This window comes from Streptomyces sp. NPDC024017, assembly GCF_040638895.1.
GTDB lineage: Bacteria > Actinomycetota > Actinomycetes > Streptomycetales > Streptomycetaceae > Streptomyces.
This window is the reverse complement of record NZ_JBEZYZ010000009.1, coordinates 1-22370: the sequence shown is the minus strand read 5'-3', so window position 1 is coordinate 22370 and position 22370 is coordinate 1. Positions and strand designations below refer to the sequence as shown.

Annotated in this window: 18 protein-coding genes and 1 pseudogene; 7 read left to right on the top strand and 12 right to left on the bottom strand. The window is 72.2% G+C overall.

What is annotated here, in order from left to right:
- Positions 1-66: 66 nt before the first annotated feature.
- Positions 67-1257: a DUF6777 domain-containing protein gene (locus AB0G20_RS24290; protein ID WP_361305886.1), complete on the bottom strand. Its 1191-nt coding sequence runs from the start codon at positions 1255-1257 to the stop codon at positions 67-69.
- 144 nt (positions 1258-1401) lie between these two features.
- On the opposite strand from AB0G20_RS24290, the gene AB0G20_RS24285 reads away from it, so the two are divergent.
- Positions 1402-2823, top strand: coding sequence for a lipase maturation factor family protein (locus AB0G20_RS24285; protein WP_361305884.1), 1422 nt, complete (start codon positions 1402-1404; stop codon positions 2821-2823).
- 32 nt (positions 2824-2855) lie between these two features.
- On the opposite strand, the pseudogene AB0G20_RS24280 reads toward AB0G20_RS24285, so the two are convergent.
- Positions 2856-2948: pseudogene (locus tag AB0G20_RS24280) on the bottom strand (short-chain dehydrogenase); the annotation flags it as partial.
- A 62-nt stretch (positions 2949-3010) separates the two neighbouring features.
- Positions 3011-3484, bottom strand: a complete 474-nt coding sequence (locus tag AB0G20_RS24275; protein WP_361305882.1) for a carboxymuconolactone decarboxylase family protein — start codon at positions 3482-3484, stop codon at positions 3011-3013.
- Between the two features lie 273 nt (positions 3485-3757).
- Between AB0G20_RS24275 and AB0G20_RS24270 the strand changes: the two genes are divergently transcribed.
- The 3 genes from AB0G20_RS24270 to AB0G20_RS24260 all read left to right on the top strand — a co-directional run bounded on the left by AB0G20_RS24270 (position 3758) and on the right by AB0G20_RS24260 (position 6916).
- On the top strand, positions 3758-4783 hold the full coding sequence (locus AB0G20_RS24270; protein WP_361305880.1) for an alpha/beta fold hydrolase: 1026 nt from the start codon (positions 3758-3760) through the stop codon (positions 4781-4783).
- Between the two features lie 149 nt (positions 4784-4932).
- The gene (locus AB0G20_RS24265; protein WP_361305878.1) at positions 4933-6288 is read left to right on the top strand and encodes an amidase family protein; all 1356 of its coding nucleotides are present in this window, start codon (positions 4933-4935) and stop codon (positions 6286-6288) included.
- 208 nt (positions 6289-6496) lie between these two features.
- Positions 6497-6916, top strand: a complete 420-nt coding sequence (locus tag AB0G20_RS24260) for a VOC family protein (RefSeq protein WP_361305876.1) — start codon at positions 6497-6499, stop codon at positions 6914-6916.
- A gap of 18 nt (positions 6917-6934) precedes the next feature.
- Here the strand turns inward: AB0G20_RS24260 and AB0G20_RS24255 are convergent, their stop codons facing one another.
- Together AB0G20_RS24255 and AB0G20_RS24250 are read right to left on the bottom strand one after the other, a co-directional pair.
- The gene (locus AB0G20_RS24255; protein ID WP_361305874.1) at positions 6935-7417 is read right to left on the bottom strand and encodes a GNAT family N-acetyltransferase; all 483 of its coding nucleotides are present in this window, start codon (positions 7415-7417) and stop codon (positions 6935-6937) included.
- 54 nt (positions 7418-7471) lie between these two features.
- A complete protein-coding gene (locus AB0G20_RS24250) occupies positions 7472-7645 on the bottom strand; it encodes a hypothetical protein (RefSeq protein WP_102913158.1) in 174 nt (57 codons plus the stop codon).
- A gap of 457 nt (positions 7646-8102) precedes the next feature.
- On the opposite strand from AB0G20_RS24250, the gene AB0G20_RS24245 reads away from it, so the two are divergent.
- Positions 8103-8552, top strand: a complete 450-nt coding sequence (locus AB0G20_RS24245; protein ID WP_361305871.1) for a hypothetical protein — start codon at positions 8103-8105, stop codon at positions 8550-8552.
- Between the two features lie 24 nt (positions 8553-8576).
- On the opposite strand, the gene AB0G20_RS24240 is transcribed toward AB0G20_RS24245, so the two are convergent.
- From AB0G20_RS24240 to AB0G20_RS24215, 6 genes are all read right to left on the bottom strand, one after another.
- A complete protein-coding gene (locus tag AB0G20_RS24240) occupies positions 8577-10079 on the bottom strand; it encodes an SDR family NAD(P)-dependent oxidoreductase (RefSeq protein WP_361305869.1) in 1503 nt (500 codons plus the stop codon).
- Positions 10080-10186: 107 nt separating this feature from the next.
- The gene (locus tag AB0G20_RS24235; protein WP_361305867.1) at positions 10187-11530 is read right to left on the bottom strand and encodes a wax ester/triacylglycerol synthase family O-acyltransferase; all 1344 of its coding nucleotides are present in this window, start codon (positions 11528-11530) and stop codon (positions 10187-10189) included.
- 159 nt (positions 11531-11689) lie between these two features.
- Positions 11690-14293 carry a PA14 domain-containing protein gene (locus AB0G20_RS24230; protein ID WP_361305865.1) on the bottom strand — a complete coding sequence of 868 codons (2604 nt, stop codon included), beginning with the start codon at positions 14291-14293 and terminating at the stop codon, positions 11690-11692.
- Positions 14294-14393: 100 nt separating this feature from the next.
- On the bottom strand, positions 14394-15614 hold the full coding sequence (gene glgC, locus AB0G20_RS24225; RefSeq protein ID WP_361305863.1) for a glucose-1-phosphate adenylyltransferase: 1221 nt from the start codon (positions 15612-15614) through the stop codon (positions 14394-14396).
- A gap of 51 nt (positions 15615-15665) precedes the next feature.
- Positions 15666-16817 (bottom strand): glycogen synthase, encoded by a 1152-nt coding sequence (glgA, locus tag AB0G20_RS24220; protein ID WP_361305861.1) that lies wholly within the window; start codon positions 16815-16817, stop codon positions 15666-15668.
- Between the two features lie 39 nt (positions 16818-16856).
- On the bottom strand, positions 16857-17612 hold the full coding sequence (locus AB0G20_RS24215) for a (2Fe-2S)-binding protein (RefSeq protein ID WP_361305859.1): 756 nt from the start codon (positions 17610-17612) through the stop codon (positions 16857-16859).
- Between the two features lie 209 nt (positions 17613-17821).
- Between AB0G20_RS24215 and AB0G20_RS24210 the strand changes: the two genes are divergently transcribed.
- On the top strand, positions 17822-19216 hold the full coding sequence (locus AB0G20_RS24210; protein ID WP_361305857.1) for a DMT family transporter: 1395 nt from the start codon (positions 17822-17824) through the stop codon (positions 19214-19216).
- On the opposite strand, the gene AB0G20_RS24205 is transcribed toward AB0G20_RS24210, so the two are convergent.
- A complete protein-coding gene (locus AB0G20_RS24205; RefSeq protein ID WP_361305855.1) occupies positions 19206-20441 on the bottom strand; it encodes a transglycosylase family protein in 1236 nt (411 codons plus the stop codon). The two genes, AB0G20_RS24210 and AB0G20_RS24205, sit on opposite strands and share 11 nt — an antisense overlap.
- A gap of 351 nt (positions 20442-20792) precedes the next feature.
- Here AB0G20_RS24205 and gndA point away from each other — a divergent pair, with 351 nt between their 5' ends.
- A complete protein-coding gene (gene gndA, locus AB0G20_RS24200; RefSeq protein ID WP_361305853.1) occupies positions 20793-22232 on the top strand; it encodes an NADP-dependent phosphogluconate dehydrogenase in 1440 nt (479 codons plus the stop codon).
- Positions 22233-22370 lie beyond the last annotated feature (138 nt).

Genomic DNA, 22370 nt, shown 5'->3' with positions numbered 1-22370 from the left:
GCCAGGATTCGTCCGATTCTTCGACTGGATGTGCCGAGTGTACGAGCCGCTCCGCCGGATCGGCCCTCAAGAGCCGGAGACGTCTGCGGTGCTGCCGGGGAGGAGGTCGGCGGCCCGGCCATCGGGAATCAGCCCGGCTCCGTCGGGCGGATCGGGGCTGTCGGGGACGGCGTCGGGGCCGACCTCGCCGGAACCGCCTGGGCCCTCCGGGGCGGCCGGCTGGTCGGGAAGCGGGGCCGGTTCGTCGGCCGGGGGGACGGCTGTGTCCGCGTCCATGTCCATGTCCGTGTTCGCGTCCGTGTCCGTGTCCGTGTCCGGGAGACTCGCGTCGGCCGGGGTATCCCAGGGGGATGCGTTGCCCAGGCCGGGGTCCGGCTCCGGGTACGGCTCCGGTTCCGGCGGGAGCGGGGGCGGTCGCGGGGCAGGGGGCCGGGAGGGCTGGGGCGATGCCGTCGCCCAGGCCGGTGGAGGCAGGGCCCGGTCGTGCCGTACGTCGTGGCCGGTGCGGCGTTCGATCCAGGTCCGGGCGGTGACGTCGATGATCGTGAAGTCGGTGAGCCCCCGCGGGGCGGGCGTCACGACGATCACCTCGCCGGGCCGGTATCCGGGCCAGGGGGTTCCCCTGGTGACCGGCGTGCCGCGCAGCGCCGCCGGCGGCCGGAGCGGGTTGCCGCAGGCGCAGCGGACGCGCGGCACTCCCCGGTCGTCGACCAGGACGGCGGTGCCGGCCTGGAGGACGGACTGGTAACGGGTGACCCGTCCGGCCCGCAGGCCGTGGCTGGTGACGCGGGTGTCGGCGCGCAGCACGACCGGGGTCAGTGCGCGCACATGGTCGGGGACGGACTCCGGGGCGATGCCCGCGGCCTCGGCGAAGGCACGGCCCCTGGCGGGGTCGCGGGTGAGGTGGCCGACCTGCCGGCCGATGTCACAGCTGCCGGTCCGCTCGGTGCCGCCGTACAGGCCGGGCGTGCCGCCGGAGAGGGAGCGCGGTCCGCTAGAGGCGGCGAAGGCCCGATCGGTGCCGTCCGGCGTTCGCGGGGCGGGGGACGGGGTAGCCGCCGTGAGGGCCGTGGAGTCCGTGAAGGGGTCGGGCCCCTGGGCCGCGGCCGGCTGGAGGAAGAGTTCCCCGCCGGTGCCCGCGTCGTCGCCTCGGCCGGTGGTGTCGCCGTGGCGGGTGGCGTCGCCGCGGCAGCCCGAGAGGAGGAGCGCCGCCGAGAGTACGCAGGCCAGGACGAAGGTCCCGGTGGGTGTCCGCACCTCGTCCTCCCGCTCACCTCGGCCCGTTTCGGGCCGTTCATCACTATTGTTTGCTTCGCTCACTCGGGTCACGCAACCGGAGCGGCGGCACACGGAGCGTGACACCCGGGGCCGGCGCCGCACGGGAAGGAGGGCCGCACGGCCGTGGACTGGTTCAGCGCGTCCGACTACTGGCTGACCCGGCTGGTCTTCCAGCGGGCGCTGGCCGCCGTGTACCTGGTGGCGTTCCTGACCGCGGCGCTCCAGTTCCGTGCCCTGATCGGCCGGCGCGGCTTGCTGCCGGTGCCGCGATTCGTCGAACGGGTGCCGTTCAGGAGGGCGCCGAGCCTGTTCCAGTGGCACTACTCGGACCGCTTCTTCGCCCTCTGCGCCTGGGCGGGCTGCGCGGTGTCGGCGGCGCTGCTGGCCGGGCTGGACTCGCTGCTTCCGCTGTGGGGCGGCATGCTGCTGTGGCTGGTGCCGTGGGTGCTGTACCTGTCGATCGTCAACGTCGGGCAGACCTGGTACTCGTTCGGCTGGGAGTCGCTGCTGCTGGAGGTCGGCTTCCTCGCCGTGTTCCTCGGCAACGACGAGGTGGCGCCGCCGGTCGTCGTGCTGTTCCTGCTGCGGTGGATCCTGTTTCGGGTGGAGTTCGGCGCGGGGCTGATCAAGATGCGCGGCGACGCGTGCTGGCGCAAGCTCACCTGCCTGGACCACCATCACGAGACCCAGCCGATGCCGGGCCCGCTGAGCTGGTTCTTCCACCATCTCCCCAGGCCCCTGCACCGCGTCGAGGTGGCCGCGAACCATGTCACCCAGCTCGTGGTGCCGTTCCTGCTGTTCACCCCGCAGCCCGTCGCGACGGCCGCCGCATCGCTGATGATCGTCACCCAGCTGTGGCTGGTGCTGTCGGGCAACTTCTCCTGGCTGAACTGGATCACGATCGTGCTGGCGCTGTCGGCGGTGCGCTTCCCGGCCGATCCGCCGGACGTGCCCGACGCCCCGCTGTGGTACGTCGTGGTGGTGCTCGCGGTGTCCGCGCTGCTGGCGGGCCTCAGCTACCGGCCGGTGCGCAACATGCTCTCGCGCCGCCAGGTCATGAACCGCTCCTTCGACCCGCTCCACCTGGTCAACACCTACGGGGCCTTCGGCAGCGTGAGCCGGGTGCGGTACGAAGTGGTGGTGGAGGGAACCGCGGACGACGCGCCGCGTGCCGACTCCGACTGGCTGGAGTACGAGTTCAAGGGCAAACCGGGCGATCCGCGGCGCTGGCCGCGCCAGTTCGCGCCCTACCATCTGCGGCTCGACTGGCTGATGTGGTTCGCGGCCCTCTCCCCCGCCTATGCCGAGTCCTGGTTCGGGACACTGGTGGAGCGGCTGCTGGAGAACGACCGGAACACCCTGAAGCTGCTGCGCCGCTCCCCGTTCCCGCCGGGCGAGCCCCCTAGGTACGTGCGCGCCCGCCTGTTCCGCTACCGCTACACGACGTGGCGCGAGCTGCGGGAGACGGGCGCGTGCTGGGAGCGGACGTACGTACGGGACTTCCTGCCACCGACGCGGCTGGCGGAGCCGGTACGGAGGCCGTAGGCGCGGTGTGCGGGGCGACCCCGACGCCGCTGGGCGGCGCGTTCGGCGGCCGGGTCGGGCGCGGCGTCGAGGAGGCGGCCGACCCATGGGCTGTCGACCGTGCCGGGACTGACGCAGTTGACACGGGGCCTTGCATCCCAAGTCGCAGCCGGGCCCTGGGAACCTCCCAGGGCCCGGTTCCCTGCCGTTACTTGAACTGGCCGGGCTGATAGTCGCCCGCCGGCTGCTCGAGCATGACGTTCAGCCGGTTCGCGGTGTTCATGAAGGCGATCAGGGTCACCAGCGCGGCGAGCTGCTCCTCGTCGTAGTGCTTGGCGGCCCGCTCCCAGACCTCGTCCGGGACCCCGCCGGCGCCGTCCGCGATCCGGGTCCCCTGCTCCGCCAGTTCCAGCGCGGCGCGCTCGGCCTCGGTGAACACCGTGGCCTCCCGCCATGCCGCGACCAGATGGAGACGTACGGAGCTCTCACCCGCGGCGGTGGCTTCCTTGGTGTGCATATCGATGCAGACCGCGCATCCGTTGATCTGGCTCGTGCGGAGCGAGACCAGCTCCCGGGTGGCGGCCGGCAGCGGTGACTCCACGACCAGCCGCCCCAGGGACATGAACTGCTTGACGACCTTGCTCGCGCCAGGGATGGCGAAGACGTCCAGTCGTGCGCTCATGGTGAGCTCCTCTGCCGTTGTCGGTGCGTACACCCCTATGAGGCAGCGGCTCGCCACGATGTGACACGGACGAAGGTGACCTGCGTCTCACAGCCGGAGCGTCATCAGCTCGAACGGGCGCAGTCGCAGCGCGATCCGCCCGTCCTGGATCTGCGGTGCCGCCGCGTCGGCGAGTGGGCGTGCCGGGCGGCGCGGGGCAGGCGGATCTTCGCGGACACGGCTCAGGTCCGTGAGGCCTACCCTCTCGTTCGCGACGGGGCCACACTGGACCGTATGCGGCTCCGGGGCACCGCCTGCGCGGCCGCCGGACTGCTGCTGACCGTCGCGATGGGCTGCACCGGCGGTGCGCAGGACAGCGCTCCCCAGAGCTCCGCGTCGGCCGCCCGGGCCGCCGGTGGGAGTCCCCGCACCACGCCCTCCCCCACCCCGGCCGATCCCGTTTCCCTGAAGGCCCTGATGCAGCGCGAGCACACCGGCTCCGGCCTGCGCCTCGGCGCGGTGCTCGACCGCACCTCCGCCTACACCCGCTACGCCGTCACCTACGAGGCGGACGGCCTGACGATCTCGGGGATCATGAACATCCCGGAGGGCGAGGGCCCCTTCCCGGCGCTGGTGCTGGCGCACGGCTACATCGACCCGGACGTCTACTTCAGCGGCCAGGGCATGCCCCGTGAGCAGGACCGCCTGGCCCGCAGCGGCTATGTCGTCCTGCACACCGACTACCGCAACCACGCCCGCTCCGACAAGGACCCGGACAACGCGGTGAACCTGCGTCTCGGCTACACCGAGGACGTCATCGGCGCCGCCCTGGCCCTGCGCGACTCCGGCCGCCCCGAGATCGACGGCGACCGCATCGGGCTGTTCGGCCGGTCCATGGGCGGCGGGGTCGTGTACAACACGCTGGTCGTGGCGCCCGGTCTGTTCGACGCGGCGGTGGCGTACGCCCCGGTCAGTGCGCGCCCGGAGGAGAACATCGACCACTTCCAGCGGCCCGACGGCGACCCCGTGGTGACCGAGATCGAGGAGAAGCACGGCACGCCCGAGGAGAATCCGGACTTCTGGCGCGGGGTCACGCCCCTCACCTACGCCGACCGCATGACCGAGCCCCTGCTGATCCAGCACGGCACCGCGGACGACACCTGCCCCCTCACCTGGTCACGCGAGGCCGCCGCCGCGTTCGAGAAGGCGGGCAAGGACGTCACCCTCCGTACCGTCGCCGGCGAGGGGCACACGTTCGGGCCGAAGTGGGCGGCCTCGATGGACGTCACCGAGGCCTTCTTCGCACGCCACCTGCATTGAGTCGGCCGGACCCGGGAACTCCGGGGGCGCGCCGGGCGCACCGAGGCGCAACCACCAGCCCGAAGCCCTCGACGTGCGCCCCCGGCCGGTGCACAGTTCTCCCTACGTACTCGTCAGTAAGTCCGTCCTCTCCCCTCCGAGGAGCCGCTGTGACCACCTGGGTCGGCCGCACCGCCGCCGAGATATCCGCCGCCGTACGCGAGAAGCGGGTGACGCCCCGCGAGGTGGTGGCCGAGCACCTCGCCCGGATCGAGCGGCTCGACGGCCGGGTCGGGGCCTTCCGCGCGGTCCGCGCCGAGGCGGCCCTGGCCGAGGCGGACGAGGTGGCGGCGCGCGGCGACTTCGCCGAACTGCCGCTGGCCGGGGTGCCCGTGGCCGTCAAGGACAACCTCGCCGTGCGCGGTGAGTCCCGGCGCATCGGCTCGGCCGCGACACCCGACACGCCAGCCGCTCAGGACCACGTGACGGTGGCCCGGCTGCGGGCGGCGGGCGCGGTGGTCGTGGGGCTGACGAGCGTCCCCGAACTGTGCGTGTTCGGCACGACGGACGGCGTGCTGGGCATCGCCCGCAACCCCTGGGACCCCACCCGTTCGGCGGGCGGGTCGTCGGGCGGCAGCGCGGCCGCCGTCGCCGCCGGGATGGTGCCGATCGCCCTCGGCAACGACGGCATGGGGTCCCTGCGCATACCGGCCGCCAACTGCGGCCTCGTCACCATCAAGCCGGGGCAGGGGGTGGTCCCGACCGGCGAAGGGGACGGCACCTGGTTCGGCCTGTCGGAGAACGGGCCGCTCGCCACGACCGTCGAGGACGCCCGCCTGATGCTCTCGGTCCTGGCAGGCACCGAACCCGGCTCCAAACCCGGCACCGTGGCCGCGCCCGGCGTCCTCAGGGTCGCCGTGTCACTGCGCAGTCCGCTGGCCGGCGTCACCATCAGCCGTCCGTACGCGGCGGCCGCACGGGACGCGGCCGGGCTGCTGATGAGGGCGGGCCATCAGGTCCGGCGCGCCGACCCGCCCTACCCGATGTCACTCGCCACGACGTCCCTGGCCCACTGGACGGCGGGCACCGCGGCGGAGGCCCGGCCTCTCGACCCCCGGCTGCTGACGCGACGCACCCGCGTCCACGCCCGGCTGGGGCGGCCGTTCCTGCGCACCGTGGGATCCGGGGCGAGCCGGGAGCAGCTGCGCCGGCGGCTGGAGCCGTTCTTCGCCGAGCACGACGTGCTGCTCACACCCGCGCTCGCCCGCCGCTCCCCGAAGGCCGGGCCCTGGCACGAGCGGGGCTGGCTGAGCAACGTCCTGGTCAACACGAACTACTCGCCCCTGACGCCCGCGTGGAACCTGACCGGCTGGCCCGCCCTGTCCGTCCCCTGCGGAACTCTCCCCTCCGGCGCCCCGTGCGCCGTGCAACTGGTGGGCCGTCCCGGCACGGAGTCCCAACTCCTGGATCTGGCCGGGCAGCTGGAGGAACGAAACCCGTGGCAGCGTACGGCGCCGATGGACTAAGGTCGGCCGGGTGACTGCCGGGTCGGCCGTAGGCCATGCACGAGTGAGGCGCCCGGCCTCGGCGTGAGCGCGGCGGGGGTGACCCCGCCCGGGCCCGTCCGAGAGCCGGAGAGGGCACGCGCCCCGCCTCTCGTCCTTCGTGTCTTCATCCCCGCGCCCCTCAGCGGCGCTTCCTCACGGACCCCGAGACCCGGAGACGAACCCACGCATGTCCCACACCCCGTACGCCACCGAACTCCCGACCACGGTCGCCCATCTGAACCACACCGCCGTCTACGCCTCCGACCGCCACCTGTCGGCGGAGTTCCTGGCGGCCGTCCTGGGGCTGGAGGTCGGCGCCCCCTTCGGCCCGTTCCTGCCCGTCGACCTGGGCAACGGCGTGACCCTCGACTACTACGAGAAGACCGACGAGCCCGTCCAGGCGCAGCACTACGCGTTCCTCGTGCCCGAGGAGCAGTTCGACGGCATGATCGACCGTCTGGAGGCGCTCGGCGTCACCTACTACGCCGACCCGAACCACACCCGGCCCGGCCGGGTCAACGACCTCTTCGGCGGTCGCGGCGCCTACTTCGACGACCCGGACGGCCACAACATGGAGATCATGACCCGGCCGTACGCCAGGCCCTGACCGTCGTAGCCCGGTGGCCTACAGCGCCCGATGCATGATGTGCAGCCCCACCCGGCCGTGCCGGGGGTGGTCGAACGCGTCGGGCACGGTACCGAGGACGGTGAAGCCGAGGGAGGTCCACAGCGTCACGGCCGGGTTGGTCTCGACGACGGCGTTGAACACCATGCCCCGGTAGCCGGCGGCCCGGGCCTCGGTCAGGAGATGTTCGGCGAGGGCCCGGCCGTAGCCCCGGCCGCCCTGGCCGGGGTCGACCATGAAGCCGGCGTTGGCGATGCGGGCGGCGGGGCCGCCGTAGTTGGGGGTGAGGTAGGCGGAGGCGACGACGACGCCGCTGTCGTCCTCGACCACGTAGACGCGCTTCGCCGGGTTCATCCACAGGACCCGGGCCTCCTCCTCGGAGGTACCCGGGTCCCATGCGTAGGTCTCGCCCGCGGCGACGATGCGGTGCCAGAACGGCCAGATGCGAGGCCAGTCGTCAGCCGTGGCTTCCCTGATCAGCATGGCCGTGAGTCTGGCACGCCCATGCGCTGCGATCGCGGTGGGGGCTGCCCGCCGTCAGTCGACGCTGGGCAGGATGTGGGGCTCTGCGAGGTCCTCCTCGTAGCCCGCGAGGCGGATCGGGGCCGAACGGGCCCACACGTCGAGGCTGCCGAGCTCGTCGACCCGTCGGCCGGCGCGCTCGCCGCGTTCCTTGGGGCGTTGATCGCGATTCGTCTTCTCCGGTGTCACCGCGCACTCCTTATGTGTCGGTCACCCTCGGGACGTACGCGCCGGTCCTGCTGCGCCTGACGCCCGCTCGGGCTCTTATGTCAAAAGCAGTTCGGACGCGGTGGCGCCGGTCGACTCACGGGAGAGCAGGCCGTGGTGAACCGGCTGGTCCCATGACGGACCGTGGGTGTGGGTAGGACCCCGTGTCGCTGTCCGTCCGCATCAGACTAACCAAATGAGCAGGGCCCCGCTCGATGGGGCTGAAAACAGCCGGTAACGATCGCGCGTCATCCCGCGTTCAACTCCGGTTTACGTACCGATTTGTACGCTGACGGGCGTTTTCCGAATCACTCGAACGGCGTACGTCGACGACGGCGCTTTCCAGACGGTTGCGCAGTTCAAGTGCCGTTGGCCGAGTCGCAAGCTCGCCATGCTCTGCTGCCGTACGGCAACGGCTGTCTCGCAGGAGGACTGACGCATGGAGCTGCGCAGCGTCGAGGAGCTGATGGATCTGCTGTACGCCTGCCGGGGCACCCGGGACGTCCCGGACCGCGCCCGCCCACCGGTCGACCTGCACGACCACGCGCTGCGGACCGCGGCACTGCTGCGCCGCGGCCGCCCGGCCGACAAGGAGCTCCAAGTCGCGGGCCTGGTGCAGCCCGTCGGCGGGCTGCTGTGGCCCGGCGACCCCGCCGGGCGCCCGGACCACGCGGCCGACGCGGTGCGCACCCTGCTCGGCGACCGGGTCGCGTGCCTCGTACGCCGCTGCCCGCGGCGGGACGCCCCGGCCGACGACGACCTCCTCGCCCTGCGCCAGGCGTCCGAGGAGGGCCGCACGGCCGGCTTCGACGCCGGGGTCCTGGAGGACTGGCGCACGGTCCTGGAACTGCTGGCGGCCCGCAATTCCCGCCTCTGGGCCGTCGACTGACGGCCCGTCACGGTCATCGCGCGACTACCACTTCCCGGGCGCGTAGTCCTTCATGAAGACCCCGTACAGATCCTCTCCCGCCTCGCCCCGCACGATCGGGTCGTAGACCCGGGCCGCACCGTCGACCAGGTCGAGCGGCGCGTGGAACCCGGCCTCGGCAAGCCTCAGCTTGTCGTAGTGCGGCCGCTCGTCCGTGATCCAGCCCGTATCGACCGAGGTCATCAGGATCCCGTCGGTCTGGAACATCTCCTGCGCGCTGGTCCGCGTCACCATGTTCATCGCGGCCTTCGCGGCATTGGTGTTCGGGTGCCCCGCGCCCTTGTACCCGCGCCCGAAGACACCCTCCATCGCGGACACGTTCACCACGTACGCGCGCCCGCTCTCCGCCTTCTTCGCGGCCTCGGCCATGGCCGGCCGCAGCTTGCTGATCAGGATGAACGGGGCCGTGTAGTTGCACAGCTGCGTCTCCAGCAGCTCCACGGGCGAGATCTGCTCGATCGTCTGCACCCAGGTGTTGGAGTCGACCACGTCGGGCACGAGCCCGCCCGCGTCGATCGCCGTGCCGTCCAGGTGCCGTTCGACGCTGGCGTTGCCCGCGACCAGGGCGAGGTCGGCGACCTGCTGCGCGTCGAGCCCGCTGGTGCCGAGGGGCAGCGCGGCGATGCCGTCGACCGCGCCGGAGTTGAAGGCGCCGATGACGTGGTGGGCGGGGAGCTCACCGGCGGGCAGCGGAGCGCTCTCGCCCTCGACCAGGGCGGCGTAGGCGGAGGGCAGGCGGCGCACGGTCTGCGTCGCGTTGTTGACGAGGATGTCCAGCGGGCCCGCCTCGGCGACCTGGTCGGCGAGGGCCACGGCCTGGGCCGGGTCGCGCAGGTCGATGCCGACGACCTCCAGGCGGTGCATCCAGTCCGCGGAGTCGTCCATGGCCTTGAAGCGGCGGATGGCGTCCTTCGGGAAGCGCGTGGTGATCGTGGTGTGCGCGCCGTCGCGCAGCAGCCGGAGCGCGATGTACATGCCGATCTTGGCGCGGCCGCCGGTGAGCAGCGCGCGCTTGCCGGTGAGGTCGGCGCGGACGTCGCGCTTCTCGCGGTTCACGCGGGCGCAGTCGGGACAGAGCTGGTGGTAGAAGTAGTCGACTTCCACGTACCGGGACTTGCAGGTGTAGCAGGAGCGCGGGCGCTGGAGTATCCCCGCGATCCTGCCCTCCTCGGTGTTCGACGACGGCAGCAGGCCCTCGGTCTCGTCGTCGATGCGCTGGGCGGAGCCGGTCGCCGTGGCCTCCGTGACCGCCTTGTCGTGGGCGGTCTTGGCGGCCCGGCGCTCCTGGCGGCGGCGCTGCTTGACCGTGCGGTAGACGCCCGCCGTGGCCCGGCGCACCGCGATGGCGTCCGGGTGGTCGACCTCCAGCTTGTCGAGTTCCTCGAGCACGCTGAGGCAGACGGCCAGGCGTTCCGGGTCGATGCCGGGTCCGTACGAGAGCCCGCTCGCCTCGTCCATGGCCTGCGGGCCGTCCTCTGTCACCGTCATCGCCGCTGTCGTTTCCCTGCTCTGCCGTCGCGGCGCGCCGGTCGCGCCCGCTTTCGAAGGGCGGATTTTACTTCAGCGGCGGGCCACACCGCCAAACTCGCTCTTGATCACGACCGGCAGGCCTTGATCAGTGTCGCCACCTCCTTCGAGACGGCCGTGGCGAACAGGTCGAGGTCGGGGACCGCCTCACCGTCGGCGACGAGGCCGTAGTGGACGCTTCCCCGGTACGTGGAGACCGCGACCGCCAGGGAGTGGCCGGGGGCCAGCGGGGCGAAGGGGAAGACGGCGGTGAGCGGGTGGCCGCCGAGCTTCAGGCCCAGGCTGGGCAGGGGCACGCTGGTCACCAGGAGGTCGAACCAGAGCCGGGCCGCCTGGCCGACCAGGGGCCCGCCGAGCCGGTGGGCGAGGGCGGGGACGTGGTCGGCGAGCAGGGCGACGGCGCCCGCGCCCCGGTTGGGGCCGGCGTCCTTGTTGCGGTCCATGGCGTCCCGGACCGAGGCGAGGCGGGCCAGCGGGTCCGGGTCGTCCACCGGAAGCCGTATCAGGTACCCGGAGAGCCGGTTGCCCTGCGGGTAGGCGGTGCGCGGGCGGCGCTTGGAGACGGGGATCAGGGCGCGGGGCGCGACGCCCTCGCTGCCGTCGCCGCGCTCGTCGAGCCAGCGGCGCAGGGCGCCCGCGACGACCGCGATGAGGACGTCGTTGACGGTGCCGCCCACGGTCTTGCGGACGCGGTGCACGTCGTCGAGGTCGAGCACCACTCCGGCGGTGCGGCGGGTGCCGCTCGGCTCGCAGGTGAGCGCGGGGGTGGAGCGCACGTCGAGGGAGGAGCGGGCGACGGAGGCGCCGATGTCCAGGGCGCGGCTCATGTCGGACAGGGCGCCGCGCATCATCCCGGGCAGATCGCGTACGTCCGGCACGAGGCCGCGCGGGGTGCCGGCGGGGCGGGGCCGGGGTGCGGGCATGTCCATCGGGTCCATGACGCCCGCGGCGAGGGTCAGCGCCCGCAGTCCGTCGGCCAGGGCGTGGTGGAACTTGAACAGCACGGCGAAGCCGACGCCGTCCTCACCCGGCAGCACGTGGGCCTCCCAGGGCGGGCGGTCGCGCTCCAGGGGGCGCCCCATGAGCCGGCCCGCGACCGCCTGGAAGTCGGCGGTCGGGGCGTGCAGCCGCACGTGGTTCAGGGGGTCGAAGTCCGGATCCGCCTCGCGGGCCGCGCCGCCGAAGGCGAACGGCCTGCGCAGGGCGGCGGGCAGCGGCTGCCACACGTCGCGGATGCGCATCCGCAGTCCGGGGACTCCGGCGGCCCGGGCCGCGAGCAGGTCCGCCGCGTGGGCGCCCGCGGTGGGCGAGTGGGCCGAGAAGATCCCGAGCGCGCCGAGGTGCATCGGATGTTCCGCGGACTCGAGGTTCCAGAACGCCAGGTCGAGAGGAGCGAGCAGGTCAGCAGTCAAGGGCTTGCCTCGCGTCGACGACGGGTGGGTCAGCAGTCAACCGCCCCCAGCCGATTACGGTCAAGTACGATCAGGCTACGTACAGTTAACAGCAGATTAAGTCCCGCCCCGATGAAAGGGGCGGGACTTATGGTGCATCTGCGGCCAGTTCAGCACAGGTTACGCCGCCGGGCACCCCGTGGGAGTCACCCGTGAGGCGTCACGGATCAGCGTCTCGTGGGCGCTCTTCAGCTTGGCCGTGTCGGGTTTCAGCACCGCGCGGTCGTACGTGAGGAAGCCGTTCAGCTCGCCCTCCACGTCCGCGATCTGGGTGTAGACGGCACCGTTGCTGCCCTCGCAGACCAGCGCCCGGACCTCGTCCAGCTTCGTCAGGTAGTCCTCGGTGTACGTCGCCGGGTCGACGTCGACGTAGGACTGCTGCACCGACCAGGCGTGGCCGGGCACCGCGAGACCCAGGCCGCCGTACTCGCCGCTGACCAGGGCGCGCTCGCCGTCCGGCCGGGGTGGCAGGGCGGGGCTGGGGTAGCCGTGCTCGTCCATGAGGTCGCCGGTGCCGCCGTCGGCGCCGAGGTTCAGCCCGGACTGGCCGTTGACCAGCCGGGTGGGGTCCCAGGCCTTGGCCTGCTCGGCGACCCGGCCCACGTCGTACTGGCCCCAGCCCTCGTTGAAGGTCACCCACATGACGACCGACGGGCTGCTGACGTGCTCGTCGATCATCTCCTTCATCTCACGCTCGTAGCGGGCGCGGGAGGCGGCAGACGGGTTCACCCCGGCCGTCATCGCGGGCATGTCCTGCCACACCAGCAGCCCGAGCTTGTCGGCCCAGTAGAACCAGCGGTCCGGCTCGACCTTGATGTGCTTGCGGACCGAGTTGAAGCCGAGCCGCTTGTGCGCCTTCAGGTCGTAGGCCAACGCCTCGTCGGTGGGTGCGGTGTGCAGGCCGTCCGGCCAGAAGCCCTGGTCGAGGGTGGCCATCATGAAGACCGGCTCGCCGTTGAGGACCGTGCGCGGCACACCGTCGATCTTCTCGACGGCGATGGAGCGCATCCCGAAGTAGCTGCCCACCCGGTCGGTGCCGATCTTCACCTTGAGCCGGTAGAGGAACGGGTCGTCCGGGGACCACAGGTGCGGGTCGTCGACGGTCAGTGTCAGCGGGCTGCCGGTGCGCCCGCTCGCCGTGGCCACCTCGCGCTTCCCGTCGTACGCCGTCGCCGTGATCGGCACACCGTCCCGGACGCCCCGGGCCTGGACGGTCAGCTTCTCGCCGGCCACGTCGGGGGTGAGCTTCAGCGAGTCCACGTGGTCGCGCGCCACCGGCTCCATCCAGACCGTCTGCCAGATGCCGGAGGACGGGGTGTACCAGATGCCGCTGGGGTCCAGCCGCTGCTTGCCGAGCGGCGGGTTCTCGCCGGAGGCAGCGTCGGTCGGGTCGTAGACGCCGACGATCAGCTCCTGGGTGCGGCCGGGCTTCAGCGCGTCGGTGATGTCGGCGCCGAACTTGTCGTAGCCCCCTTCGTGCTCGGCGACCTTCGTGCCGTTGACGTACACCTCGGAGCGCCAGTCGACGGCGCCGAAGTTGAGCTTCAGCCGCTTGCCGGAACCGATGCCCCAGTCGGCGGGGACCGTGAAGGTACGGCGGTACCACATGCGGTCCTCGTGCCGTTCGATACCGGAGAGCTGGGACTCCACCGGGTACGGGACGAGGATGCGCTCCTTCAGCGCCTTGCCGACGGGCGGCTGCTCGCCCGGCTCGGCGGCGGCGAACTGCCAGCGGCCGTTGAGGCTCCGCCAGGCGTCCCGGGTCAGTTGCGGGCGCGGGTACTCGGGGTGGGTGTTGCCGGGGCCCACCTCGTCGGCCCAGCGGGTGCGCAGCTGGTACGTCGAGTGGTTGGGGCCGCTGGTCCAGAACGCGTTGACAACGTTGCCGTCGGTGCCGGAGAGGCCGCCTTCGCCGTCGTAGCGGAGGTCGGCGGTGCCGCGGGCGGTGCCGGCCTTGTTGCCGACGACCGGTTCACCGAGGGCGACCAGGAGGGCGGTGGGGTCGGACGGGTCGAGGCGGGCCGCCCCCAGGGGCCATGCGGCGCCGCCGATCACCGCTCGGAGGTGGTCGGTGAAACTCGCCGGAGGTGCGGTGAGGGGCTGGGCGAAGTCGAGCTTCAGGGTGCGGCCGGTGGGCTGGACGGTGGCCGCGAGTGCTCCGTCGTAGTCGAAGCCGTCGGGGAGGCGGAACGCCGACTGCGGTACGGGCTCCTTCGCCCCGCCGGGCCGGGTCCAGCGGAGGTGGAGGTTGGAGCCGCCGTAGTGCTCGAAGTACTCGACCTTGATGTCGTAGGCCCGGCCGGCGGTCAGGTCGACGGGCTGGGCCGTCTGCTCGCGGTCCCAGTCGTCGACCCAGTGGTCGATGGCGAGCCGCCCGTCGATCCAGAGGCGGAAGCCGTTGTCGCCGGTGATCGAGAAGATGTGGGAGCCGGTCTCCTCCGGGACGATCCTGCCGGTCCAGCGGACGCTGACGTCGTCGGACCGGCCGGTGGTGAAGTTCAGGCGCGGCTCCAGGTTGTCGAAGTCGAGGTCCTGGTCGAACGTGGTCGCCTTGAGGGTGTGGAAGTCGAAGGCGCCGGGGGCGGACTGGGTGTAGTACTCGCCCTTGAGGCCGTGGATCTCGGCGGGGCCGTCGGCGAGGGCGGGTGCCGCGGTCAGGCCGGTGAGGGCGAGAAGCGCGGCGAGGAGTAACGCGAGCCGGTTTCTGAGGCGTCCGGTACGCACGGAACCTCCATTACAACGTTGTCATGTACAGGAGGTGGCATGACAACATGGATTCCGCTCTTCGTCCAGGGGCAGGACAAAGTCCCCGGCCCGCCTCGCGTCAGGTGACCAACTGCCCCTTTCCGAGGGCGATGACCCCGCCCTTGGACACCGTGTACAGCTCCGCGTCCCGCTCCGGGTTGACGCCGATGGTCATGCCCGGCGGCACCTCGACGTTCTTGTCGAGGACGGCGCCGCGCACCACCGCGCCCCGGCCGATGTGCACGTTGTCGTGCAGCACCGAACCCTGCACCACGGCCCCCGGGTCGACCACCACACCCGGCGACAGCACGGACCGCGTGACCTGCCCGCGCACCAGGCAGCCGGCGCTGATGATGGACTCGCTGGCGATACCGCCCGCGTTGAAGCGGGCCGGCGAGAGCTGGTACGAGTGCGTGTAGATCGGCCAGCTGCGGTTGTACAGGTTGAAGGCGGGCCGCTCGGCGATCAGGTCCATGTGGGCCTCGTAGTAGGCGTCCAGCGTGCCGACGTCCCGCCAGTAGCCCTGGTCTCGGGTGGTCTCCCCGGGCACGTGGTTGTCGCTGAAGTCGTACAGCGCCGCCTCGCCCCGCTCGGTGAGCTGGGGCAGGATCGAGCCGCCCATGTCGTGCACGGAGGACTCGTCCTCCGCGTCCCGCCTGAGCGCCTCGATGAGGGCCTTGGTGGTGAAGATGTAGTTGCCCATCGAGGCGAAGACGCAGCTGGGGTCGTCCGCGAGACCCGGCGGGTCGGCCGGCTTCTCCAGGAAGCGCTCCACCGTCTGGCCGTCCGAGCCCGGCGTGATCACCCCGAAGGACGAGGACTCCGTGCGCGGCACCCGGATCCCGGCGACCGTCACGCCCGCACCGCTCTCGATGTGCTGGGCGAGCATCTGGCGCGGGTCCATGCGGTAGACGTGGTCTGCGCCGAAGACGGCGACGTACTCGGGACGCTCGTCGTAGATCAGGTTCAGCGACTGCAGGATCGCGTCGGCGCTGCCCAGGTACCAGCGCGGGCCGAGGCGCTGCTGGGCGGGCACGGGCGTGACGTAGTTGCCCAGCAGGTTGGACATCCGCCAGGTGGTCGTGATGTGCCGGTCCAGCGAGTGCGACTTGTACTGCGTCAGGACACAGATGCGCAGGACGTCGGCGTTCACGAGGTTGGACAGGACGAAGTCGACCAGGCGGTACGTACCGCCGAAGGTCACCGCCGGTTTGGCACGGTCCGCGGTCAGGGGCATCAACCGTTTGCCCTCGCCGCCCGCCAGTACGATCCCAAGGACCGAAGGACCACCACCACGCATGGCCGCTCCCCTCACGCCGATTTCCCGATGCCTGCCCCTGAGCAGCACGCACTAAGCCTGTTTGAGGATCTCCTCGTAGAGCCGGACCGTGCGGCGGGCCACCGCGTCCCAGCCGAACTCGCCGACCGCGCGCTCCCGCCCGGCCTCGCCCATCCGCCGGGCGGCCTCCGGATCGCCCAGGACGGTGTCCATGGCCCGGGCCAGACCCGCCTCGAAACCGTCGCCGGGCGGGACGAGCAGGCCGGTCGTGCCGTCGTCCACGACCTCGGGGATGCCGCCGACCGCCGAGGCCACCACGGGGGTGCCGCAGGCCATCGCCTCCAGGTTCACGATGCCGAGCGGTTCGTACACCGAGGGGCAGACGAACAGCGCGGCGTGCGTGAGGAGCTGGATCACCTCCGGGCGCGGCAGCATCTTCGGGATCCAGAACACGCCGTCGCGGACCGAGCTCAGCTCCCCGAACAGCTCGCGGAACTCCTGGTCGATCTCCGGCGTGTCCGGTGCGCCCGCGCACAGCACGACCTGCGCGGCCGGATCGATGTCCCGCACCGCGCGCAGCAGGTGGGGCACGCCCTTCTGGCGGGTGATCCGGCCGACGAACAGCACGTACGGGCGGGAGCGGTCGAGTCCGATGCGGTCCAGGGCGTCCGTGCCGTGGTCGGGCCGGTACAGGCTCGTGTCGATGCCGTTGTGCACGACATGGACCCGCTCCGGGTCCAGCGCCGGATAGCAGCCGAGGATGTCCTCGCGCATGGCGGCGGAGACGGCGATCACCGCGTCGGCGGCCTCGATCGCGGTGCGCTCCGCCCAGCTGGACAGCTCGTAGCCGCCGCCCAGCTGCTCGGCCTTCCAGGGGCGCAGCGGCTCCAGGGAGTGCGCGGTCATCACGTGCGGGGTGCCGTACAGCAGCTTGGCCAGGTGGCCGCCGAGGTTGGCGTACCAGGTGTGGGAGTGGACCAGCTCGCGGCCTTCGAGGGCGGCGGTCATGGCGAGGTCGACGGAGAAGGTGCGCAGCGCGTCGTTGGCGCCGTCGAGCGCGGACCAGGGCCGATGCCGCTGCACGCCGTCGGCGCGGCCCTCGCCCCAGCAGTGCACGTCCAGGTCGACGAGCGGTCTGAGCTCGCGGGCGAGGAACTCCACATGGACGCCCGCACCGCCGTACACGTCCGGCGGGTACTCCCGGGTCAGCAGTCCGACGCGCACCCGCAACTCCCTGCTCTCAGCGGCCGTTCCCTTTCATGGTCACCCAGATGGGGCGCGTGGGGAAGAGCGGGGAGGCCGTGGGAAGCAACAGTCACCGCAGACGCCCCCGCCGGGCACCCGGTAGTACAGGCAGCAGCTGCGGCGCCGGAAGGCGGTGCCCGTGAGGGTTCCGGCACCGGTCATAAGGGGGTGCGCGAGGAGTTCCGCGGCCAGGGAACGGGCCCGGGCGGCGACGTCCGTACGGCCGTGGCACCGGGCCCAGCGGTCCAGTTCCCGGGCGGCGCCGGCCAGCGCGGAGGCGGCGTTGCCCCGCAGCAGGCCCGGGGCGAGGCGGTGGTGGGAGCGCAGGGCCGCCGCAAGCGGGTCGAGGTGGCCGTGCAGGACGACGTCCACGAGCGTCGGCGCGTCCCCCGGAAGGGGCCGTACGTCGGTGAGCCACAGGTCGTCGGGGGCACTGCCGTCGGCGTCCCAGTGCAGCAGCCGGGCGTCGAGGTCGGGGACGGAGCCGTACAGCGCGGCGCAGCCGAGGGCGATCGACCAGAGCCGGGCCGCGAGCCCCTGGTGGGCCACGGACGCGGCGACGCGCGGCTCTGGGGCACGCAGCGCGGTCGCGACCTTCTGCACGCGAAAAATCAGAGGATTTCCCGACACATCCGGTGACGCGGCAACGTACGCCTGTGCGAGAGTGGGGAGAGACCCGGCCGACGCTCCTTCTGTGCGCAGCACGAAGAAGCCGGCGAGCGGGCGGAGCGCGGCAAGGTCGGGGTCGAGGTCCACGAAGAGCAGTAGTACCAAGGCCCCTAAGGGATGCGACCCGGTACCCCCGACCGGACTCGCCCACCCTGGGGATGATGGGGCTCCCCTCGTACTCCATCGGCAGTAGGACCCAATGAGTGCTCAGGGACGACGACGGGAAGACCTGGACACGGCAGGGTGTTGGTCATGAAAGCCCACCTTTCGCCGCGCCGGGCCGAGCGCCCACGCCTGACGCAGAGGAGCAGCCGATGAGCGCCCTCGCGTTGTCCGTCCTGCTGTCCCTCGTCTCCGCGTTCGCCTACGCGGGCGGGGCGATCGTGCAGGAGCGGGTGGCGGAGTCCTCGCCGGGCGAGCAGTACGCGCCGCTGCGGCGGCCGGGCTGGTGGGCGGCGGTCGGGCTGAACGGCCTCGGTGGACTGCTGCACGTGGTGGCGCTGGCCTACGGGCCGCTGAGTCTGGTGCAGCCGCTCGGCGCGCTGACCATCGTGGTGGCCCTGCCCATGGCGGCGCTCTTCGTCGGGCGCAAGGCCGGTGCCACGGCCTGGCGGGGCGCGATCATGGCGACGGTGGGCCTCGCGGGTCTGCTGTCCCTGGTCGCCGCGTCCGACGCGCGGTCACTGGACACGGCGCAGCGGGTGGCCGTCGCCGTCGTCACGGCGGGTGTGGTCGTGGCGCTGATGATCGCCGCCCGGGCGGCGCACCGGCACCCGGCGGTCCGCAGCATGCTGCTGGCGACCGCCTCCGGTATCGCGTTCGGCATGTCCTCGGTGTTCACCAAGACCGTCGCGGTCGACTGGACCGGCGGTGTGTCGGCGGCGGACGCGCCGTCCCTCGCCGTGATCGGTGTCCTGGCCACGGCCGGCATGCTGCTGTCGCAGGCCTCCTACCGGGGCGCCGGCCTCGCGGCCCCGCTGGCGACGCTGACGGTCGTGAACCCGGTGGTGGCGGCCGCGGTCGGCATCACGATGTTCGGCGAAACCTTCCGCTACGGCACGACGGGTACGGCGCTCGCGCTGAGCTGCGGCGTGGTGGCTGCGGGCGGCCTGATCCTGCTGACGACGGAACGGCTCACGCACGGGCAGCCGGATGCCGTGCCCGGTCCCGCGAAGGAGCCGCTCGGGGTCGGTGTGCGGGGCCTGCCGGCCGAGGACCCGCGTCGAGTGCCTGAGCTTGCGGGCGGGAGCGGCCTGCCCGAGCCGACGGGTGGACCGGAGAGTGTGGCCGGCGTGCCCGGGCCGGTCGCCGCCGGGGCAAAGGCCGCGCCCGCCGGTGGACGGCTGCTCGTGGCGGACCTGCTGGTACCGGGGGCGGAGACACCGGCGGCCGTGCTCGTACCGGGACCGGCGACGCCGACGGCGGTGCTCGTGGCCGGGCCGGAGACACCGGCCGCGGTTCTCGTACCGGAGCCGGCGACGCCGACGGCAGTGCTCGTGCCCGGGCCGGAGACACCGGCCGCGGTTCTCGTACCGGAGCCGGGGGCAGTGGCGGCGGCCCCCGGCCAGGATGCTTCGTACGAGAGCGGGGAGCCGTCGGTGGCGGCGGCCTGCGACGACGAACGCCCGCTCTCCTACGCGCCCTTCTACGGCATCCCGTACGTCCCGCTGCCCACGGTCGACCGGCACCGCATGCGTGTCAGATCCTGACGCCGCCGGCCCTGAGGTACGCCACCGGGTCGACGTCCGAGCCGAAACCGGGCCCCGTCCGCACCTCGAAGTGCAGATGCGGGCCCGAGCTGTTTCCGGTGGAGCCGGAGCGGCCGATGCGCTGGCCGGCGCTCACCGACTGCCCGTCCCGCACGGAGATCGCCGACAGGTGTGCGTACTGGCTGTAGCGGCCGTCGGCATGCCGGACCACCACCTGGTAGCCGAACGAGCCGCCCCATCCCGCGCTGACGACGCTGCCCGCCGCGACCGATTTGACCGACGTTCCCGTGGGCACGGGGAAGTCGATGCCGGTGTGGTAGCCCTTCGACCAGGAGGAGCCCGCCTTGCGGTAGGGCGTCCCGAGGGAGGCGCTGACGGGGGCGACGACGCCCTGCCTGGTGGTCGTGGACCGGTCCGCGCGCTCCCGGCTCTCGTCCTTGGGCCGCTCCTTGGACCGCTCCTTGGGCTGCTCCTTCGGCCGCTCCTTGGCGCGGTCCTGGACCGGCTTCTTCGTCGACGGCTTGGCCGACGGCGCCGGCCTGTGCTCGGGCCGTGTCTTCGTGGCGCCCTCGCCACGCAGCGCGAGACGCTGCCCGGGCACGATCAGATCGGGGTCGGACCCTATGGCCGAGCGGTTGGCGGCGTACAGGCCCCGCCAGCCGCCCCGGACGTCCTGGTCGTCCGCGATGCCGGAGAGGGTGTCGCCGCGGACCACGGTGTACATCTCGGCGTTGCCCGCCCGGGACTGCGGCGTGGACTGCGGCCGTACGTCCTCGATGGAGGTCTTCTTCTGCGTGTCCTTCTGCTTCGTGCGCTCGGTGGCCGGCCGGATGTCGGGCTCGCCGCCGCCCCGGGTCAGTCCGGCCCGCTCGGAGCAGACCGGCCAGGCGCCCGGCCCCTGCCCGTCGAGCACCTTCTCCGCGACGGCGATCTGCTGGTCCTTGCTCGCCAGGTCCGCGCGGGCCGCGTAGGCCCGGCCGCCGTAGGCCTCCCAGGTGGACTGGGTGAACTGCAGTCCGCCGTAGAAGCCGTTGCCGCTGTTGATGCTCCAGTTGTTGGTGGACTCGCAGGCGGCGACCTTGTTCCAGGTGTCCACGTCCGCTGCCTGGGCGGCGCCGGCGCCCATGAGCGGCAGGGCCATGCCCGCGCCGCCCGCCGTGACGGTGAGTGAGGCGCGGTTGATCCTGTTCGGCTGATACCGGCGGTGCCGACCGCGTACGGCCATCGAATGCCCCCCTAGACATGCGTCAGGAGGGGCAAAAGTAAGCGCTGCGAACCGGCCAGAACAAGACGCCTATCAGCCGCCCGGGAGCCCAAATGGCCGGTATGAGGCCCCTGTTGCGCGACGTGCGCCACGGTGGTGCACCGTGTACGGCACGCGGTGCGCGGGTGCGCCGTGCGCGGGGACGCGTACGTCGGCTGAGTGCGAGGGGGCTCTCGTGCGTATCAGCCTGCGCGACGTCGTGCGACCCGCGCGTGCGGACGAAGTGGCGGCACGCCAGGATGGTCGACGGAGGGTGCCCGCGGGCACCCCCCACCGGCAGCACCGATACCGAGGTCTTTAGGAGCGAACCGAATGAGCAGTACAGCGCAGATCGGCGTCACGGGTCTCGCGGTCATGGGCCGCAACCTCGCCCGCAACTTCGCCCGCAACGGCTACACGGTCGCGGTGCACAACCGGACGCCCGCGCGCATGCACGCCCTGGTGGAGGAGTTCGGCGGCGAGGGGGAGTTCGTCGCGTGCGAGAACGCGAAGGACTTCGTGGCGGCGCTGGAGCGGCCACGGCGTCTGGTCGTCATGGTGAAGGCCGGTGAGCCGACCGACGCGGTGATCCAGGAGTTCGCGCCGCTGCTGGAGCCCGGCGACATGATCATCGATGGCGGCAACGCCCACTTCGCGGACACCCGGCGCCGGGAGCGCGACCTGCGCGAGCAGGGCATCCACTTCGTCGGCATGGGCGTCTCCGGCGGTGAGGAGGGCGCGCTGAACGGGCCGAGCATCATGCCGGGCGGCCCGAAGGAGTCCTACGACTCGCTGGGTCCGATGCTGGAGAAGATCTCGGCGAAGGCGGCGGACGGCTCGCCGTGCGTCTCCCATGTCGGTCCGGACGGCGCCGGGCACTTCGTGAAGATGGTGCACAACGGCATCGAGTACGCGGACATGCAGCTCATCGGTGAGGCGTACCAGCTGCTGCGGGACGTCGCCGGGTACTCCCCCGCCGAGATCGCGGAGATCTTCCGGACCTGGAACCAGGGCCGTCTCGACTCGTACCTGATCGAGATCACGGCCGAGGTGCTGTCGCACGTGGACGCGGAGACGGGCAAGCCGTTCGTGGACGTGGTGGTCGACCAGGCCGAGCAGAAGGGCACCGGCCGCTGGACCGTGCAGATCGCACTGGACCTGGGTGTGCCGGTGTCGGGTATCGCCGAGGCGGTGTTCGCGCGCTCGCTGTCGGGCCACGCCGAGCTGCGGGAGGCCTCGCGCGGGCTGGCCGGCCCGAAGGCGAAGCCGCTGAGCGAGGCGGAGGCCCGGGCGTTCGCGGACCGGGTGGAGCAGGCGCTGTACGCGTCGAAGATCGTGTCGTACACGCAGGGCTTCCACGAGATCGACGCGGCGCGCGGCGAGTACGGCTGGGACATCGACCTCGGTGCGGTGTCCGCGCTGTGGCGGGGCGGCTGCATCATCCGTGCGGCGTTCCTGGACCGGATCCGCGCCGCGTACGACGCCCGCCCCGACCTGCCGAGCCTGCTGTCGGACGCGACGTTCGCGCAGGAGATCGCGGACGCCCAGGACGACTGGCGTGAGGTGCTGGTCGCCGCGACCCGCCAGGGTGTGCCGACGCCCGGTTTCGCCGCGGCGCTCGCCTACTACGACGCCCTGCGCGCGGAGCGGCTGCCGGCGGCGCTGACCCAGGGGCAGCGGGACTACTTCGGTGCGCACACCTACCGCAGGGTGGACCGTGACGGGTCCTTCCACACTCTGTGGGGCGGGGACCGGTCGGAGACCTCCGCGTAGGCGCTGCCGCTGAGGGAAGTGTGCGGGGCGGTGGACGGCACGAGGTCCCGTACCGAGAACCGCACGACGCGGGCATGCGTCGATGTGGCGGGGGCGCGGCTCCGACCGCCGTTCGTCCACAGCCGGGAACCAAGCGGA